The following is a 17,727-nucleotide window of genomic DNA, read 5'->3' on the forward strand; positions in this document are numbered from 1 at the left end:
TCCCCTCCTGACGTTAAATAAGTGATTTTCTTATCAAGACGCTGACTCCCTTAGGTGCATAAGCAGCTACTTTTGCTCCTTTTTCATTTATCGTAATCCAGCCTAAACCGGAGTAAACGATGTCCATTTTTTCTTCTTTAATCATAAATTCATGACGCACGAGTTCAGGGAAGCTTTCTGCATCTTCAGCACGCGGAGGCGACAGCAGCTCTCCTTTATGACGGGCATAGAGATCATCGGCTTTTTCAAGTTTCGTCCTGTGAATTTCCAATTCGTTAGAAACATAACAAGTAAACGACTTTCTCCCGCCGCTAAGATAATCAAACCGGGCAAGTCCTCCGATAAACAAAGTTTGCTCTTCATTTAATTGAAAGATTTTCGGCTTCATTTCTTTTCTGGGTATTACCTGTTTAAGATCCTTTTTATTGATGACATGCGCCATTTGATCCCGATTGATAATTCCAGGAGTATCTATGATGGCCTGCCCGTCGTCTAAAGGTATTTCAATCATATCTAAGGTTGTCCCAGGAAATTGGGAAGTGGTTATCACATCTTGTTCTCCTGTAACCTCTTTAATAACTCGATTTATAAATGTAGATTTGCCTACATTTGTACATCCGACTATATAAACATCTTTTCCGTTTCTTTGCTTCTCGATTGAAGCAAGCGCTTCTTTTATGTGATGACCTTTTTCTGCACTGCATAAAAGAACATCGATCGGCTTTAATCCGTGCTGCTTGGCTTCATATTTCATCCAATTAATTAATTTATTCGGCTTTACCGACTTAGGAAGAACATCCGATTTATTGCCTATTAAAAGCACAGGATTATTTCCGACAAAACGGTGCAGACCATTTAAGAAGCTGCCATTAAAATCGACAATATCTACAACTTTTACAATAAGAGCATCCACTTGTCCGAGTCCATTTAAAATTTTCAGGAAATCATCGTCTGTTAGAGCTACATCCTGAACTTCATTGTAATGCTTTAATCGGAAACAGCGCTGACAAATTATCTGATCTTTTTCGAGACTTGAAGGCGGAGCATAGCCGATCCCTTCTTTTTCCTCTGTTTGAATCTCCACGCCGCAGCCAATACAACTGATCGTTACTTCACTCACTTCGGGTCCTCCCATTGAATCATATTCTTCCGTTTAAAAAATTTTAAAATTCTTCTTTCAACTCTTCTATTTATTCTAGTAAAAAACCCATCTGTTTTCGCAACCGGTACAACCAATATCGTATAAAGTTTATTTCTATTTCCGCCTAACACATCTGTCAGCAGCTGGTCCCCGATCACAACCGTCTCTTCTTTTCTGACATTCATATCTTTTATTGCTTGTCTGAATGCTTTTCCTCGCGGCTTTCGGGCATGATAAATAAACGGCACACCAATTGGATCTGAAAAAGCAGAGACCCTTAGCTGATTATTATTAGATACAATCGTAACGAGAATATCGTTTTTCTGCATGGACTCAAGCCACTCTAAAAGTCTTGGAGTGGCATTCTTTCTATCCCATTCCACCAATGTATTATCAAGATCAGTGATGATCGCCTTTATTCCCTGATTCTTTAATTTTTGCGGAGTAATTTCAAATACACTTGCAACAAACTCATTGGGTAAAAATAATTTAATCACATCGATTCACCTCTTTTAGCTTTAAGTACTAATAATACAGCATCTTTTAAAGGATATCAAAACCATCTCAAAAAAATTAAATGAGAAGAATCGTTCGACAAAATCTGTCAATTTTTAAAAATGTGGATAACTCGCTTGTAAAATTTACTATGATGCTGTTGATGACAACATAGATATCTACATGTTGCACACAGCTTATCCACTGAAGCCTGTGGATAAGAGGAACAGTTGTTCTTTCAAAAACGATCTGCTAATCTAATATTACCAGCTTATTCGAAAGGAGTAATACCAATGGACAAACTACCATTGCACTTGTTAATGGAGGCTCTCTCAGAAGCAAAAAGACTTAACTTATCCGACGATTTTATCAAACTTATTCAAGAAGCAATTGAAAAAAGATCGATGACATTAACTCTTTAACCCCCAGAGGACGTATTAAAACGTTTGAATGCCATGTATGATTGAAGATGGTTTCCGGATTATGTTGTTTCCAGAAGCAAGTTTTACTACTCAAGTGACAAACTGCGGCAGCTCTAATTCACCTTTTTTCCCCTGTTCTTACGTGTGTTTTCTAATTAAGTTTACAACACCGCCCTGATTCACTAAAGACACAATACCTAAGCAATGTCGAAAACTCAGACGTCATCAGAGAGATTCTGATCACAGTCCGTTCTTTAAGAGGAACACCATATGGTTGTCTGGACAGGCTGTTTGAATTAAATGCCGTGCTCCCTTGCCACCTGTTACAGATGATCGATCAGATTGATGTGTATACAACAATGATTCTCTTCTCCGCCATTCCCCTTCTTCGCATAGCTCAAATACCTCTATTGTACCGTTATCACTTTTTTTTGACTTTACACCATACAGCGAGAACGATTCTTAAAATTCGGTTCTGCCGTCATCAGGTACTAAAATTCATGAAACCATCAAGTCCAGTGAACTTTGGGAGTAAATAAAATCTGATAATAATTAACAGCTATTTGTCATGAAGTCAATTTCAATTGTTTACATCAAAACGGTCTGGAAATTGTCATTATTTTTGTACTGCAAGGAGATAACGCAGATAAATTTAATGTACTGAACTATTATTATGTTCGTTATTTGGACAAATTTCCCGAATAATAATCTCCATATCATATCCTTCCTCCAAATTTCGAGGTAATTAGAGTCTTAACAATTCTTAACAAAAAGGTTACAATAATAATACTACTAATTACGGTTATGAGGAGGACCCGCGTGTCATTATTGCAGGTAATTGGTTTCACCTTTAAAAAAGTAAAATCTCAAACAGCAAATGCTTTAACTTTATCCAACCTGGTCCTTGGTGGTTTTGCTGCTATATACAGCACTGCCGGTCAGTTTTCTTTAGCGGCACTCCTAATTTTTATAGCAGCCTTTATGGATCGATTTGATGGCATGGCAGCAAGACTTTTAGGAATTGAATCCGAGCTGGGTCGGCAGTTAGACTCCATGAGTGACCTTGTGTCGTTTGGTGTAGCACCTGCACTCTTACTTTATCATTCATTTTTGCATGATTACGGAGTCAGCGGTATGGTACTTACCGTTTTTTATATAGGATGCGGTGCCTACAGATTAGCACGGTTTAACTCCAAGGAGCCTTCGCCTTATTTCGAAGGACTTCCTATAACAGCTGCAGGATGCCTTCTTGCTTTAAGTTTTCTTGCCACACCTCTGCTTAGTGCCGCTTCGCTAATTACAATCATTTTTGTTTTATCACTTCTTATGGTTAGTCCTCTTAGAATTAAAAAAATGTAAGTAAAAAGTAGCCTATATTTACAGGCTGCTTTTTTACGTTATTCCTAAACTCCCTTCCATTTAAATTGGTTTGTTTGTAGATTTTTAAAATAATTGGATCATACACGATTCCTCTAAAAGATAAAAGCCTTTCCGCTGGTCTAAACTAGTTGGAGCATTCGCCGGTCAGTTAGATCGAATGTTCAAAAATGCAAAGAAGCTGAGGCCGATTACGTGTGGACTGGCAAGTTTCTCTTTAACCTTTCATATAGTCTAATAAAGACGTGAAAGGGGGTCAAATTTTGTCCAGTATCTTATTGGCACTTTTAATGGCAATAGGCGATGGAACCGCTTTAATGGGCTATTTTAAGCAGAATGCATTTCCTCAGCCTCTTTCTAAAGAAAAAGAAAAAGAAATGATTGAAAGAACACTTAAGGGTGATGATGAAGCAAGAAGAATATTAATTGAACATAACCTCCGACTGGTGGCTCACATCGTGAAGAAATTTGAAAATACAGGGGAATCCAATGAAGATTTAATTTCCATCGGTACCATTGGTCTGATAAAAGCAATTGAAAGCTATTCCTTTGAAAAAGGAACAAAATTGGCAACTTATGCAGCACGATGCATCGAAAATGAGATCCTTATGTTTTTAAGGTCTTTGAAAAAAGTGAAAAAAGATGTCTCTCTTAATGATCCAATCGGTGAAGATAAAGATGGAAATGCCATAAGTCTTATCGACGTTTTACGAGGAGAAGAAGATGAGCTTGATCAATTAATTCATAATAAAATGAATCAGGAAAAAGTCAGATCGTTTATTAAGTCACTCGAACCCCGCGAAAAAGATGTCATTACACAGCGGTTTGGTTTAGATGGTTTAGAAGAAAAAACGCAGCGTGAAATTGCCAAAGAGCTTGGCATTTCAAGAAGCTACGTTTCACGAATTGAAAAAAGGGCTTTAATGAAGCTATTTCATGAGTTTTCACAGGAAGAACGGCTGACCGAAGATTCCTGACAGCTTATTTTTCAAAATGCTTACCAGAGACATTTTGGATGATGGCCAATACAAGATTAGCAGAATTTACGGCTGCTTTCTCCAAGTACTGATCAAAAGATACATTGGATTCTTTTCCGGCAATATCTGAAAGTGATCGGATAATTACAAAAGGCGTATTATATTGATGCGCTACTTGTGCAATTGAAGCGGCTTCCATTTCAAGCGCCTGCAGATTAATAAATCTGTTTCGAAGCGGTTCAACTTTTTCAGGATCATTCATAAAGGAATCTCCAGTGGCAATTAATCCATTAATCGTTTGAATGTCTTTAATCGTTGCTGCCTGTTCAGACGCGATTGCCAGCAGAGAGGGATGTGCTTCAAATGCAGCTGGAAGATTAGGCACCTGGCCATACTCATATCCAAATGCAGTGACATCTACATCGTGGTGGCGGACTTCCGTAGAAATGACGATATCTCCTACGTTTAAAGCAGGGTTAAAACCACCTGCAGACCCTGTATTTATAATGATGTCCGGCTGATATCGTTCCTGTAGTATGGTGGTGGTCATGGAAGCATTTACTTTCCCTATTCCACTTTTTACAAGCACTACTTCAGTATTACTGATTTTTCCGCTGGTAAATTCACTATTTGCTATAACAATTGTTACCGGCTCTTGTATCTTTGAGCGCAGTAACGCTACTTCTTCTTCCATTGCACCAATGACACCTATTTTCATGTTTTTCCCTCATCTCACAAATAATCAAAACTGACTTGACTTTACCACACGAATCTCTATAATTCAAACTCATTTCTCCCAAGCCGTGGTAAAATATAAAAGCATGATCAGTTTAGGGAGGAAATAGATATGTCATTTCAAATAGAGCTTATCCAAGATAAAGTGGAATTTTTTGAGGCTTATGTACTTAATGAACTTGAGAGAAAGATTGAGGTTAAAATTGAACAGAATCACGCAATCATGCTCCAGCTTCATTCAGTCTCTCATGCTGTACTACTTGATAATAAAGGAAGGACCCTTTATACAGCAGTTGCCCATTTCAAGGCTAAATAGCAGCTATACAGGGGACCTTGCCTGTTTCACATGTTCATGCTTATAAATAAGCATGCTTAAATTGCTTGATAACTAATAAAACCAAGACTGAATGTCATTTCAGTCTTGGTTTTTGATCTATCAGGCTCCAGGTACGAGCTTTTCCATTTTCACTGGTTTCCAGCCTTGCCCATCAATCCATTCGAGGTATACCCGATACTTTGTTTGTGAACCAGAAGAGGAAACGGTCCCTACAGATTTTTGAGGACTCCCTTCATGGTTGCCAATAAACCAAATGGTCATATCACTGGCACTGATTCCTGTGGCGTAGGATATGGCTTCGACTTTTTCATCCCAGTCTACAGTGCCTTCATCATAAGATGATGCATGTGCGCCTGTCTGAGACGTTCCGACTGGTTTCCAATTTTTATTTTTTATTACTTCTTCTACTTCGGGGTCATTACTTGGATTTGTTGCAACAGAACCGGATTCTGAATTAGATTCTTCTTCTTCCTCTGTTTCTTTTCGCTCTTTTTCTTTTCGTTCTTCTTCTTTACGTTCTTCTCTTTTTTCTTTTTCCTTACGTTCTTCTTCTCTTTTTTCTTTTTCCTTACGCTCTTCTTCTAGCTTTGCCTCTTCTTCAGCCTTTTTTTCAGCTTCTTTCTTAGCCTGCTCTTCTTCAGCCTTTTCTTCAGCTTCTTTTTTGGCCTGCTCTTCAGCCTTTTCTTCAGCTTCTTTTAGTGAGACTGATTCGCTTTCTTGTTTTGTTTCTTCACTGCTCCCTTGATCAGATGAATCGCTGTTCTCATCCTCAGACTGATTTGACTGTAAATGCTGCTCTGCAATCGATTGTTCCTCATCTTCTGAAGCAATATTAGAATCCTCATTATTAAAAAATATAAAAGAACCAATTATAACAATTAATCCAACTACTACTGCAATTGCAGAATTAAGGACCAGATTACTTTTGCGTTTCTTTTCCTGAAGCTTTAATCTTGAATACTTGTCCTTAGACATTTTTATCACTCCTGTATATGGTGTCTGTAAGAAAAAAGAATCTAAACAAGCATAACATGCCTATACATGAAATAGCCAAGTGAAATAGCTCCCCCTTTGCTATCTAGGAAAGTAGACCTGTTTGCTCAGTTAGACGGAAGAGGGTCCTAGAAGGTTTCAAAAAAAACTCCGGATGAACAGACTTCATCCGGAGTATCATAAGGAAAAATTATTTAATTGAAACAATTTTAACGTCCATATCCCCGCCTGGTGTTTGAACTTTTACTTTATCGCCTACCACTTTTCCAAGGAGACTTTTTGCGATAGGGGAATCATTTGATATTCGCCCCTCAAATGGGTCCGCTTCTGCACTTCCGACGATGGTATATGCTTCTTCATCGCCATTAGGCATTTCTACAAACGTAACCGTTTTTCCAAGCGCTACAATGCCATCTAACAAACCGTCTTCTTCAATAATTTTCGCATTACGGACCATAGCTTCAAGCGTGGATATGCGTCCCTCTACAAAGGCTTGTTCTTCTTTGGCTGAATCGTATTCTGAGTTCTCTGATAAATCCCCAAAGCTTCGAGCGATTTTGATGCGCTCCACCACTTCTTTACGTTTTACAGATTTTAATTGTTCCAATTCTTGTTCAAGCTTTTCTTTTCCCGCTTGGGTCATCGGAAATACTTTTTCTTTTGACAAAACCCTTCACTCCTTTAAATGCATAAAAACCAATTTTTCTTCTTTGACATGCTATGTGTTCACTACCTCTTTTATGAAGTAAGTGATAAAAGGGGAAATTGTGGAATCCCCTTTACATTCTTTGCTATCATATTACACAATTGACTTTTGTTCAAGAATCGTTTGAATTTTCGTTACCATAAGATCAATAGCCACATGATTTTGGCCGCCTTCAGGTATGATAATATCGGCGTATCGTTTAGTGGGTTCGATAAATTGATTATGCATAGGTCTGACTACATTGATATACTGGTCAACTACAGAATCGATCGTACGGCCTCTTTCATTTATATCCCGCAGAAGCCTCCTTATAATACGGAGGTCTGAGTCAGTATCCACGTAAAGTTTTATATCCATCAAATTTCGCAGCCGTTCATCCTCCAGCACTAGAATGCCTTCAAGAATAATAACATCTTTGGGTTCTACCGGTATCGTCCGGTCTCCTCTTGTATGCACAGTATAGTCATAAACGGGTTTTTCGATAGGTTCTCTTTTCTGAAGCGTTTTAATATGCTCAATTAAAAGATCATTATCAAATGCCAAAGGATGATCATAATTCGTTTCCAAACGCTCTTCATATGGTATATCTCTTTGATCCCTGTAATAATAATCCTGTTCAATCATGGCAATCGAATGCCCTTGGAAAAAATCGTAGATTGCTTTGGTTACTGAAGTTTTACCTGATCCAGAACCTCCGGCCACGCCGATTACTACTGGTTTATTTCTCATGGTCTTGAAACGAGCTCCTTTCGCATCATGTTGTGCGCACGCAGAGGTCGCTCAACTTTAAATTGTATTAGTTGTAGTGGGTGACGGGCTGCTTCTAGTTCATTGCCCTTCATATCCCAAATTTTATCTACTTTCTGTGAGAAGTTGTCCATATCAGGACCAAAAAATTCTACTTCCTGACCAGGTTTAAAATAATTTCTCTGCTGAAGTGTAACGATTTTAGATTCTTCATTGTAATCCAAAACATAGCCTGCAAAATCAAAAGCAGTCTTCTTGCCGTGCTCGCCAAACATTTGTTCCTCATGTCCGGGTACGCCTTCAAAAAAAGCTGTTGCTGTTTCTCGGTTAGCACATTTATCGAGTTCATCCAGCCATTCCTGCTTTATTTTAAAATCTGCAGGATCTTCACAATAAGCATCAATTACTTTTCGATAAACACTGACTACTGTAGCAATATAGTGAATGGATTTCATCCGGCCTTCAATTTTTAAACTGTCAACGCCAATTTCAATCATTCTCGGTATGGATTCTATGAGCTTTAAGTCTTTGGGGCTCATAGCAAAGGCTGCATCATTCTCACTATAAAGAGCCTTTTCTTCTCCATCTTCCCTCTCATACAAATCATAATCCCAACGGCATGATTGACAGCAGCCGCCTCTATTTGAGTCTCTTGCAGTCATATGATTGCTCAGCACGCATCTGCCGCTGTAAGCGATGCACATTGCACCGTGGATAAAACTTTCGATTTCAATCTCTACCTTTTCTTTCATTTCCCGAATTTCATCGCCGCTTGTTTCCCGTGCTAAGACTACCCGGTGAAGACCTTCTTCTTTCCAAAATTGAACTGCTTTCCAGTTTGAAAGAGATTGCTGGGTGCTTAAATGTACTTCCACCTCAGGCGCTACACGCTTGCACGTTTCAATAATCAAAGGATCCGCTACAATAATACCTGCCACGCCGGCAGAAGCAATTCCACGGAGATACTCCTCGAGGCCGTCTACATTTTCATTGTGAGCAAAAATATTGGTTGTAACATAAATTTTCGCTCCATATGTCTTCGCAAACTCGACTCCTTCTTTCATTTCTTCGAGTGTAAAGTTATCAGCGTTCGAACGAAGTCCGTATTCCTGTCCGCCAATAAATACAGCATCCGCACCGTAATGGACGGCAATTTTTAGCTTTTCAAGATTCCCGGCAGGAGCGAGTAATTCAGGTTTTTTTACGATGACGCGCTTTCCATCAATGATTGATGAAATTTTATCATTCCTGGTTGTTGCCATCTGTTTTCCTCCCATGTTAATAAACGGTTTCTTTGAAGAAAAATCCTGTATCAAGCGGACGGTGAGGCTGCTGCATCTGCTCGATCGCATTTAGCCACTGTTCTTTTTTTTCTTCGTAGGATTCAGTATTCTCAGCACATAAATCAATGGCTTTTCGATAAAGTGAAGTAACCATTGTTACATATTCAGGCGTTTGTAAGATTCCTTCGATTTTAAATGAATCTACTCCTGCTTCCATCATTTCGGTAAGTTCATCGATTATGCACATGTCATTCGGGCTCATGATGTGTGTCCCATTTTCATCTTCAAAAATTGGATATTTATTATTCCGTTCCACATCATGCAGCAGCATATTCTTCTTGTCTTTTCGATTTTCAATTTCAAGTGACTTGCCTTGATAAAGAAAGTAATTGCCGAGTAATGAACGTTTAGATTGAAACATACAGGTCATTCCATGTACCTGAATTTCAATTTCAACTTCTGCTTTTTCTTTCATTTCCACAATTGCATCCATGGAAAGCTCACGCGCTAATACTGCACGCTTCGCTCCCTTGCTTCCCCAATAATTGCAGGTAAAATAATTAGTGGCTGTCGTTTCGGTGTTCCAATGCAGCGGCAAGTTTGGAGCAGACTCGCGAGCTGCCATTAAAACTGCAGGATCTCCAAAAATAACGGCGTCTGCACCAGCTTTATCGCAAAAACTCAAATAGTCGTTCAATTCATCTACTTTATCATTATGAAAGATCGCGTTGACGGCGATATAAACTTTTTTGCCATACTCATGCGCAGTTTTAATCGCCATCTTACACTCATTTCGTGAAAATTCTCCAGCTAACCGCAGACCGTACCGCTGCTCACCAATAACAAATGCGTCTGCTCCTGCTTCGCATAGTTCTTTCAAATGATTCATCGAAAAAGGGGTTAAAAGCAGTTCTGGTTTTTTCATCTTCCTCACCTCTTTTTACTTATCGCTAGACCGTCGCCCACCGGCAGAATGACGGTTTGAAACTCTTTATTATTCATTAACCAATCATTATAATGATCAATTTTCCGCAGCAGCTGCTTTACATTTCGGGATACATCCGGCTCTTCTTCTGCAATAAGGCCTTTAAACAAGACATTATCAGTGTAAACCACGCCATTTTGAGATAGCAGCGGTGTATAAAGCTCAAAAAAACGTCCGTATTGACTTTTTGCAGCGTCGATAAAAATAGCATCAAAAGGTCCGTGTAAAGAAACGTCTTCTTTCATCTCCAAGGCGTCCCCGTATAATGTAGCAACTTGCTTCGTTTTTCCGAATTTCTCGATAAACATTTTCGCTTGATCCAGCCGTTGCTTGTCGCGATCAATGGAAACTATATGAGCATCCGGCAGTGCATCTGCCATCCGCAAGGCTGAATAACCGATTGCCGTTCCCACTTCCAAAATTTTTAGCGGCTGCTGAATCCGGAGCAACTGAAGCAACGCCTCCATGCCATCGAGTTCCATAATTGGAACATGATGAGTGTCAGCATATTCTTCCATTTCCATAAATAATGCAGGTCGATCTTTGTAAAATTTTTCTATATACTGATAAACTTGTTTATTCAATGAAATCCCGCCTTTACATCCATCAACACACATAAAAAAGAGCGTCCTCTTCTTTGACAGCCGCTCTACATGAAAAGAAGAAAGCTATTACAAGCTTTCCACTTTTTCCGACAATCTAAGTACGCTTCAAAATACTTGTTCTATTTTAACACAAAAGAAGGAGGAAAGTGAATAAGCTTTCCTCCTGTTTCATTTTTCACTCTTCTGCTTCTTCCGATTCATCCTCACCTGCACTATAAATGTATTCCTCTGCTTTTTCTTCATGTTCTTCAAGTGTTTCCGAATAATAAACGACTCCGTCTTCTGCAGCCGCTAGGAAATAATAGTAATCCGTACTTTCAGGATTCATTGTCGCTTCGATTGACTCTATACCCGGTGCAGCAATAGGTCCTGGCGGTAGCCCTGCGTTCTGATATGTGTTATAAGGATGATCAACTTCAAGATCTTCAAATAGAACCTGATCCTTCCACTCACCGAGTGCATATAAAACAGTTGGGTCCGTTTGAAGCGGCATTCCATCTGCCAGACGATTGTAAAAGATACCTGCTATAATTTCCCGGTCTGTTGAAGCGGTTGCTTCTTCTTCAAGCAAAGAAGCAAACGTCAATGCTTTATGAACGGTCATTTCATTTGGTTCTTCTCCTTCAGGCGTGAAATTTCCCGCACTGAAATCATTAATTGTCTCCAGGTATGGGGCAAAAGCAGCGTTTGTTCCTTCAACCATCTGTGTAATGATGATATCTAAGCCTGGATTCTCTTCATAGAAAGGATAGGTAGCTGGGTATAAATACCCTTCTAATGAATGTCTGATGGAATCGTCAGAAACCTCGTCTGTAATTAGCTCAGGAAACTGCTCTTGTAAGGAAGCTATAAATTCCTGATCTGTTGCTGTTTCCATAAATTCATCTTCTGTATAGTCAGTATGTTCCTCTACAATCGATGCAATTTCTTCTAAGCGAAGACCTTCAGGTACGGTCACAGAAAAAAGAGGCTCATGATAGACTTTACCTGTTTTTAGACTTTCTGTTATTTCAGAAAGCGTCATAGACGGGGCTAACTCATAAGTACCTGCCTGAAATTCAGACTCATTATTAAATTTCAAATAATATTTAAACACTCGTGCATCTTTTACGATCTCATTATCTTCAAGCGTCGTCGTAATCGAATCGACTGAAGAACCGATCGGAATTTCTACGGTCACCGGGTTATCATTATCAGGATTCTTTGGTTCTAGTGCAGAGGATATATAAGAATAACCGCCAATGCCTGCACCTATAATAACTAAAATTAAAACGATCATGGAATAAAAAACAATTCTTCTCACATGCTTCGCTTCCTTTTTCCGTTCTTGTAAGTTTTGAATCCATTGCTGATATTTTGACTGGTTCTCATTCAAACGTTTTCCCTCCACATAAGACAGCAACCAACAGAAGCTGATATTGTTCAATAGGTCTATTATACAATAAATAATCCCACAGGCAACAATTCCCTTTATGTCAATCAAACATCTTATTTGAAGCAAATTTATTCTCCTGCACAAAAAAACACACAGGCATTTTGCGCCTGTGTGTCTCCTAATTTGATTTTATTCTTCTTCCTCTTCTTCATCAAGAAATGTATTTAACATTTCTTCAATCATGTCCCACTCTTCTTCTGTTTCAATCGGCTTCAGTTCACCTTCAGCATTTTTATCGTCCTGTTCAAAGGAAGAAGCATGGATTTCAATTTCCTCTTCTTCTGATTCGCCGACCGGGAAATATAAGACATACGATTTTTTAAATTCATCTGAATCAAATGTGAATAGTACTTCACATAATACCTCAGTTCCTTGCTCATCCACTACTGTAATGTGTTTTTCTCCATGTTCCATTCTAAGCACCTCTTCATTTCCGGCTATTTAAGTAGCCTTGTAGTATCATGACTGCAGCCATTTTATCAATGACTTTTTTTCTTTTAGCACGACTGACATCTGCTTCAAGCAGCACTCTTTCTGCTGCCATAGTGCTTAATCGTTCGTCCCATAGCTTTACTTCAATTTGTAGCTTTTTATGCAGTTTTTCTGCAAACTGCTGACAAGCTTCTCCTCGGGGACCGATTGTATTATTCATATTTTTAGGTAAGCCGACGACGATTGAAGAAACCTCATGTTCATCAACGAGTTCTTTGATCCGCTTAAATCCAAGCTGACCTCCGCGCTCGTCAATTTTAATGGTTTCAATTCCTTGAGCCGTCCAGCCAAAAGCATCACTGATCGCCACACCAACTGTTTTAGTGCCGACATCCAGTCCCATTATTCGCATATTATTTTTCCTCTTTGTGCTGGTGTAAATAAAATTTCACAAGCTCCTCAATAATTTCATCTCTTTCAAGCTTGCGGATAATGTTTCGCGCATCATGATGTCTTGGAATGTAAGCAGGGTCGCCCGATAAAAGATATCCAACAATCTGGTTAATAGGGTTGTATCCTTTTTCTTCCAGCGCTTCGAAGACCTGTATCAGCACCCGCTGAACTTCTTTATCTACAGAATCATCTCCGAAATTAAATCGCATTGTTTTATCAAATGAGCTCATCTTCAGCACCTCACTCCGGAATAGCTTTCTATTCCTTTTGTCCAACATGTTTTAATTGTACACCAGTTCAGAAGAGAATCAAACGGATTTTACCCATTTAGGAACGAATTCCAGCGCCTCGTCCACTTTAGATGGATTCTTACCGCCAGCTTGAGCCATATCAGGACGGCCTCCGCCTCCGCCTTCACAGATTGAAGCCACTTCTTTCACCAGTTTGCCGGCATGATAGCCTTTATCAATTAAATCTTTTGTTACACCTGCAATGACCTGAACTTTTTCTCCTTGAACTGCGATTAACACAAGAATACCCGAACCTAATTTATTTTTAACATCATCAGCCATAGATCGCAAACTATTTACATCAGCTGCTTGAACTTTTTGGGCTAACACAGCTATGCCATCGACCGTGATGACATTGTCCATAATATTTTCCGCTTCAATATTAGACATTTTAGCATGAAGGGAATCATTTTCCCGCTGCAGATCTCTACTATCACTCTGCATGTTTTGAATTTTTGAAAACAAGTCATTCGGATTTGATTTGACAAGTGCAGCGGATTTTTGAAGCAGCTGAATTTGATCGTCCATGTAGCGGTAAGCCGCTTCTCCAGTCACTGCCTCAATCCGGCGGGTACCTGCCCCGATGCCCCCCTCTGAAACAATGCGGAATAGTCCGATGGAAGCTGTATTACTGACATGACAGCCGCCGCATAACTCCAGGCTGTAGTCGCCAATGGATACAACTCGCACCTGTGCGCCATACTTCTCTCCAAATAATGCCATAGCACCCATAGACTTTGCTTCTTCTAAGGATTTTACTGCGGTTTCTACAGAGTAACTGCCCCATACTTTACTATTTACTATTTCTTCAATCCGTTTAAGTTCATCAGCTTGAACCTGGCCAAAATGAGAAAAATCAAATCGCAGCCGGTCTTCCTGAACGAGTGAACCTGCCTGATTCACATGGTCGCCCAGCACATCTTTCAGGGCCTGATGTAAAAGATGTGTAGCTGTATGATTTTTGGTTATCTCCGTTCTTGATGTTGGATCTACAGCAGCCAGGACCGTATCACCCTTCTTCAGGATTCCTTTTTCAACAATTGCAGTATGAAGATTTTGGCCATTTGGTGCTTTTTTTACATCCTTAATTCGAAGCAGTGCTCTGTCGTTAGATATTGTCCCTTTATCTCCAATTTGCCCTCCGCTTTCAGCATAAAAAGGAGTTTCGGCCAGGATGAATTGTACTTCTTCTCCTTCACTCACAGAATCAGCAAACGCTTGATTACTGAGCAGGGCCTCAACAGTAGATTCATGCAGCAGTCGATTATAGCCTACGAATTCACTTGATACTTTAATCTCTCCCAGTACACCGCCCTGCACCTGCATCGAGCCGCTTTCCTGGCGTGCTGCACGGGCTCTTGAGCGCTGGGCATTCATTTCTTTTTCGAACCCTTCCACGTCTACTCCCAACCCGTTGTCAGCAGCATATTCCTCTGTCAGCTCAACAGGAAATCCAAACGTATCATACAATCTAAATACGTCTTTTCCATCAATTTGTCCTGACCCGTCTTCCTTCGCATTGTTCATTAGACCAGAGAGAATTGCCAGCCCTTCATTTAGTGTTTCATGAAATCGTTCTTCTTCTGTTTTGATGACTTTTCGAATGAAATCTTCTTTATTTTTAACTTCCGGATAAAAGTCAATCATAATTTCGCCGACAACAGGCACCAATTCATGCATAAATGGACGGTCAATGCCAATTTGTTTCGCATACCGCACAGCGCGTCGAAGAAGTCTTCTTAGCACATACCCTCTTCCTTCATTGGATGGAAGCGCCCCGTCTCCTATAGCAAAAGAAACGGTACGGACATGATCTGCAATAACCTTAAAGGAAACGTCTTTATCTTCAGCCTGCTGATAAAGCTGTCCTGAAATCTTTTCGGTTGCTTTAATAATGGGCATAAACAAGTCCGTTTCAAAATTAGTTGGCACATCTTGAACCACACAAGCCATGCGTTCCAGACCCATTCCTGTATCAATATTTTTCTTTGGCAATGGTGTGTAAGAATGGTCGGGATTATGATTAAATTGAGAAAAAACAAGGTTCCAGATTTCAAGATAGCGGTCGTTTTCCCCGCCTGGGTACAATTCAGGGTCATTGCCATCATTTCCAAATTCTTCTCCCCGATCGAAAAAGATTTCGGTATTAGGTCCGCTTGGCCCTTCCCCTATATCCCAGAAATTACCTTCTAATCGAATAATTCTTTCTTCCGGTACTCCGATCTTCTGTTTCCACAGGTCATAGGCTTCATGATCCTCAGGGTGAACCGTAACAGAAAGCTTTTCCGCCTCAAAACCGATCCATTTTGGAGACGTAAGGAATTCCCATGCCCACTCTATTGCTTCTTCTTTAAAGTATTCACCGATTGAAAAATTCCCGAGCATCTCAAAGAATGTGTGATGCCGAGCAGTTTTCCCCACATTCTCAATATCATTTGTACGAATCGATTTTTGTGCGTTTACAATTCTTGGATTTTCGGGAATCACCCGTCCATCAAAATATTTTTTTAGTGTCGCCACACCGCTGTTAATCCAAAGTAAAGAAGGGTCTTCATGGGGAACCAATGAAGCGCTTGGTTCTATATCGTGACCTTTTTCCTGAAAGAAATCCAAAAACATTTGTCTGATTTCTGCACCTGACCATTTTTGCATCGTAAATCCTCCTTTAGCATGTGTATGTATCTTAAGAAAACACAAAAAGGCCCTCATCCCCTACAGGGACGAGAGCAAACTCGCGGTACCACCCTGGTTATAAACTTTACTGCCAAAAATACGCAGCAAAATTTATCACTTTGAGCGCCTTAACGCGGCGAACGGCAGAGTTTACCTGCACTCAGGATTAGCGTTCCATTACGTTGCATAAATTCCTTTTCAGCCCAGGAGGAATTTTCTCTGACTTACTGCTTAAACAGGTCGTAATGTACTGGTTCCATCTTCGAGTTGCTCTTATTTTCCTACAGAAATTATAGATAAGAAAGCTGTCATTTGTCAATCCGTACTTCTCTGTCTCTTTGTTTAAACGATTTGAAAATCATTCCAATCACCATGTAAATAGGCACAACAGCAATCAAGCCGGCCATACCGCCAAGCTCTCCCCCTATTAATAGCAGCAGCATAATCATAACAGGATGTACATGAATGTTTTTCCCCATAATCCATGGAGCGAGAAGGTGACTTTCAACCATTTGTATACCAAATGCCGCAATGAGAACCCAAATCACCATACTTCCTGACACTGTGCTTGCCACAAACAAAGCTGGCAGAGCGCCAATAATTGGTCCAAGATAAGGAATTACATTAAAGATACCCAGCAGGAGCGACAAAGGCAGAGCATACGGAAGCTGAATTACATACAGGATTCCAAACGAAAAAATGGCTACTGCAGCGCTTAGCCACAGCTGCCCCCTGATATAAGCACCAAGCCTCTGATCCAAATCTGCTGCGAGCAATAAGATCTGTTTTTTCCTATACTGCGGCACAAGTTTCATAATGTACTCTCTAATCAGCACCCGGTCTTTTAGTATATAAAATGTCATAAACGGCACAAGAGACAAAGCTATAATCCATTTTAAAGAGTGATCTACTCCTGCAAGCAATTCATCTGCACGCTGCTCTATGTTTACCTGTATGGAATTAATAAAATCTTCTATTCTAGTGCGCACAGGCTGCGGCATGGAAGTGAGCCAGTCAGCAATTGAGTGGTTCCATGCGGAGAGACGGTCCAATAAATCCGGCAGATGGGTAAGAAAGTGATTCCATTCCCTGATTAAAGCTGGTATCCCCCATTGAAATAAAGCTCCTGCAACAGCGGTCAGAACAACAAAAACGATAGTAACAGCCAACCTGTTCGAACATTTTGCCCTCATTAAAAAATGCACAATTGGGAGTAAAAGATAAGCACACAGTATACTTAACAATAGCGGCACAAAGGCAAGCCATACCCCTGCAAAAACCGGTTGAATAAACCGCCATAAATAAGAGATAACCCAGCCGCAAAGAAGCAGCAACAGGAAGATGAACAGACGAGGCAGCCATTTTTTTACGAGTGAATCCATTTTTGGTCGCTCGATAATTCTGCTTCACTGAATAGATCGTTTAAGCTTTCAATGGATCCATCTTCTGATATTTCATATAACACCAGTTTTCCTCTATACACTAAAAATTCAATACAGCAATGACGGCAATAATAATGTTTGGTTCCTATTTTTCCGATATCACGATGATTACAGCATGGACAATTCATGAGAAGCCTCCAATACAGGATCTTTTGTTCTCATCGTTGCCCTGAATACTGACTATTATTCATTTGTATTG

Annotated in this window: 20 protein-coding genes; 4 read left to right on the plus strand and 16 right to left on the minus strand. The window is 39.9% G+C overall.

The features are described from left to right. Positions 1-13: 13 nt before the first annotated feature. Both yqeH and KR50_RS13165 read right to left on the minus strand, forming a co-directional pair. Positions 14-1,135: a ribosome biogenesis GTPase YqeH gene (yqeH, locus tag KR50_RS13160; protein ID WP_156969527.1), complete on the minus strand. Its 1,122-nt coding sequence runs from the start codon at positions 1,133-1,135 to the stop codon at positions 14-16. Beyond that, complete coding sequence (locus KR50_RS13165) at positions 1,117-1,638, minus strand: YqeG family HAD IIIA-type phosphatase (RefSeq protein ID WP_041059512.1); 522 nt, start codon at positions 1,636-1,638, stop codon at positions 1,117-1,119. Before KR50_RS13165 ends, yqeH begins: the two co-directional genes overlap by 19 nt. Positions 1,639-1,929: 291 nt before the next feature. Here KR50_RS13165 and sda point away from each other — a divergent pair, with 291 nt between their 5' ends. The 3 genes from sda to sigK all read left to right on the plus strand — a co-directional run bounded on the left by sda (position 1,930) and on the right by sigK (position 4,412). Next, entirely contained in the window at positions 1,930-2,058 is a 129-nt protein-coding gene (gene sda / locus KR50_RS18325) for a sporulation histidine kinase inhibitor Sda (protein ID WP_084215598.1), read from the plus strand. 819 nt (positions 2,059-2,877) lie between these two features. Beyond that, a complete protein-coding gene (gene pssA / locus KR50_RS13170) occupies positions 2,878-3,417 on the plus strand; it encodes a CDP-diacylglycerol--serine O-phosphatidyltransferase (protein WP_041059518.1) in 540 nt (179 codons plus the stop codon). 281 nt (positions 3,418-3,698) lie between these two features. Next, entirely contained in the window at positions 3,699-4,412 is a 714-nt protein-coding gene (gene sigK / locus KR50_RS13175) for an RNA polymerase sporulation sigma factor SigK (RefSeq protein ID WP_041059521.1), read from the plus strand. 4 nt (positions 4,413-4,416) lie between these two features. Here sigK and mtnN read toward each other — a convergent pair whose 3' ends face one another. After that, entirely contained in the window at positions 4,417-5,130 is a 714-nt protein-coding gene (gene mtnN, locus KR50_RS13180; RefSeq protein WP_041059525.1) for a 5'-methylthioadenosine/S-adenosylhomocysteine nucleosidase, read from the minus strand. 129 nt (positions 5,131-5,259) lie between these two features. Here mtnN and KR50_RS13185 point away from each other — a divergent pair, with 129 nt between their 5' ends. After that, positions 5,260-5,463, plus strand: a complete 204-nt coding sequence (locus KR50_RS13185) for a DUF2536 family protein (RefSeq protein ID WP_041059527.1) — start codon at positions 5,260-5,262, stop codon at positions 5,461-5,463. A gap of 120 nt (positions 5,464-5,583) precedes the next feature. Here KR50_RS13185 and KR50_RS18000 read toward each other — a convergent pair whose 3' ends face one another. The 13 genes from KR50_RS18000 to KR50_RS13250 form a co-directional block, all read right to left on the minus strand. Then, positions 5,584-6,459, minus strand: coding sequence for a DUF1510 family protein (locus KR50_RS18000; RefSeq protein WP_052477100.1), 876 nt, complete (start codon positions 6,457-6,459; stop codon positions 5,584-5,586). Between the two features lie 208 nt (positions 6,460-6,667). Further along, entirely contained in the window at positions 6,668-7,144 is a 477-nt protein-coding gene (greA, locus tag KR50_RS13195; protein ID WP_041059530.1) for a transcription elongation factor GreA, read from the minus strand. 132 nt (positions 7,145-7,276) lie between these two features. Next, positions 7,277-7,912, minus strand: coding sequence for a uridine kinase (gene udk / locus KR50_RS13200; protein ID WP_041059531.1), 636 nt, complete (start codon positions 7,910-7,912; stop codon positions 7,277-7,279). Further along, a complete protein-coding gene (locus KR50_RS13205; RefSeq protein ID WP_041059534.1) occupies positions 7,909-9,192 on the minus strand; it encodes a peptidase U32 family protein in 1,284 nt (427 codons plus the stop codon). Before KR50_RS13205 ends, udk begins: the two co-directional genes overlap by 4 nt. A 16-nt stretch (positions 9,193-9,208) precedes the next feature. Further along, complete coding sequence (locus KR50_RS13210; protein WP_041059537.1) at positions 9,209-10,138, minus strand: peptidase U32 family protein; 930 nt, start codon at positions 10,136-10,138, stop codon at positions 9,209-9,211. 5 nt (positions 10,139-10,143) lie between these two features. Then, positions 10,144-10,782, minus strand: coding sequence for an O-methyltransferase (locus KR50_RS13215; RefSeq protein ID WP_408606158.1), 639 nt, complete (start codon positions 10,780-10,782; stop codon positions 10,144-10,146). Between the two features lie 196 nt (positions 10,783-10,978). After that, positions 10,979-12,178 carry an endolytic transglycosylase MltG gene (gene mltG, locus KR50_RS13220; protein ID WP_052477103.1) on the minus strand — a complete coding sequence of 400 codons (1,200 nt, stop codon included), beginning with the start codon at positions 12,176-12,178 and terminating at the stop codon, positions 10,979-10,981. 189 nt (positions 12,179-12,367) lie between these two features. Continuing rightward, on the minus strand, positions 12,368-12,652 hold the full coding sequence (locus tag KR50_RS13225; RefSeq protein ID WP_041059543.1) for a DUF1292 domain-containing protein: 285 nt from the start codon (positions 12,650-12,652) through the stop codon (positions 12,368-12,370). A gap of 13 nt (positions 12,653-12,665) precedes the next feature. Continuing rightward, positions 12,666-13,082 carry a Holliday junction resolvase RuvX gene (gene ruvX, locus KR50_RS13230; protein ID WP_041059553.1) on the minus strand — a complete coding sequence of 139 codons (417 nt, stop codon included), beginning with the start codon at positions 13,080-13,082 and terminating at the stop codon, positions 12,666-12,668. 1 nt (position 13,083) lies between these two features. Next, positions 13,084-13,353: an IreB family regulatory phosphoprotein gene (locus KR50_RS13235; protein WP_041059556.1), complete on the minus strand. Its 270-nt coding sequence runs from the start codon at positions 13,351-13,353 to the stop codon at positions 13,084-13,086. A gap of 78 nt (positions 13,354-13,431) precedes the next feature. Continuing rightward, positions 13,432-16,065, minus strand: a complete 2,634-nt coding sequence (gene alaS, locus KR50_RS13240; protein ID WP_041059559.1) for an alanine--tRNA ligase — start codon at positions 16,063-16,065, stop codon at positions 13,432-13,434. 329 nt (positions 16,066-16,394) lie between these two features. Further along, a complete protein-coding gene (locus tag KR50_RS13245; protein WP_041059566.1) occupies positions 16,395-17,468 on the minus strand; it encodes an AI-2E family transporter in 1,074 nt (357 codons plus the stop codon). Further along, entirely contained in the window at positions 17,453-17,656 is a 204-nt protein-coding gene (locus KR50_RS13250) for a hypothetical protein (RefSeq protein ID WP_041059568.1), read from the minus strand. Before KR50_RS13250 ends, KR50_RS13245 begins: the two co-directional genes overlap by 16 nt. Positions 17,657-17,727 lie beyond the last annotated feature (71 nt).

Origin of the sequence: Jeotgalibacillus campisalis, from assembly GCF_000829515.1 — a bacterium.
Taxonomy (GTDB): domain Bacteria; phylum Bacillota; class Bacilli; order Bacillales; family Jeotgalibacillaceae; genus Jeotgalibacillus; species Jeotgalibacillus campisalis.

Coding starts and splice junctions, on each gene's coding strand:
- sda (WP_084215598.1), top strand. CDS start 1,930: ATGGACAAACTACCATTGCACTTGTTAATGGAGGCTCTCTCAGAAGCA.
- KR50_RS13235 (WP_041059556.1), bottom strand. CDS start 13,353: ATGAGCTCATTTGATAAAACAATGCGATTTAATTTCGGAGATGATTCT.
- KR50_RS13250 (WP_041059568.1), bottom strand. CDS start 17,656: ATGAATTGTCCATGCTGTAATCATCGTGATATCGGAAAAATAGGAACC.
- ruvX (WP_041059553.1), bottom strand. CDS start 13,082: ATGCGAATAATGGGACTGGATGTCGGCACTAAAACAGTTGGTGTGGCG.
- KR50_RS13245 (WP_041059566.1), bottom strand. CDS start 17,468: ATGGATTCACTCGTAAAAAAATGGCTGCCTCGTCTGTTCATCTTCCTG.
- alaS (WP_041059559.1), bottom strand. CDS start 16,065: ATGCAAAAATGGTCAGGTGCAGAAATCAGACAAATGTTTTTGGATTTC.
- KR50_RS13205 (WP_041059534.1), bottom strand. CDS start 9,192: ATGGCAACAACCAGGAATGATAAAATTTCATCAATCATTGATGGAAAG.
- mtnN (WP_041059525.1), bottom strand. CDS start 5,130: ATGAAAATAGGTGTCATTGGTGCAATGGAAGAAGAAGTAGCGTTACTG.
- KR50_RS13225 (WP_041059543.1), bottom strand. CDS start 12,652: ATGGAACATGGAGAAAAACACATTACAGTAGTGGATGAGCAAGGAACT.
- KR50_RS13210 (WP_041059537.1), bottom strand. CDS start 10,138: ATGAAAAAACCAGAACTGCTTTTAACCCCTTTTTCGATGAATCATTTG.
- KR50_RS13185 (WP_041059527.1), top strand. CDS start 5,260: ATGTCATTTCAAATAGAGCTTATCCAAGATAAAGTGGAATTTTTTGAG.
- udk (WP_041059531.1), bottom strand. CDS start 7,912: ATGAGAAATAAACCAGTAGTAATCGGCGTGGCCGGAGGTTCTGGATCA.
- yqeH (WP_156969527.1), bottom strand. CDS start 1,135: ATGGGAGGACCCGAAGTGAGTGAAGTAACGATCAGTTGTATTGGCTGC.
- KR50_RS18000 (WP_052477100.1), bottom strand. CDS start 6,459: ATGTCTAAGGACAAGTATTCAAGATTAAAGCTTCAGGAAAAGAAACGC.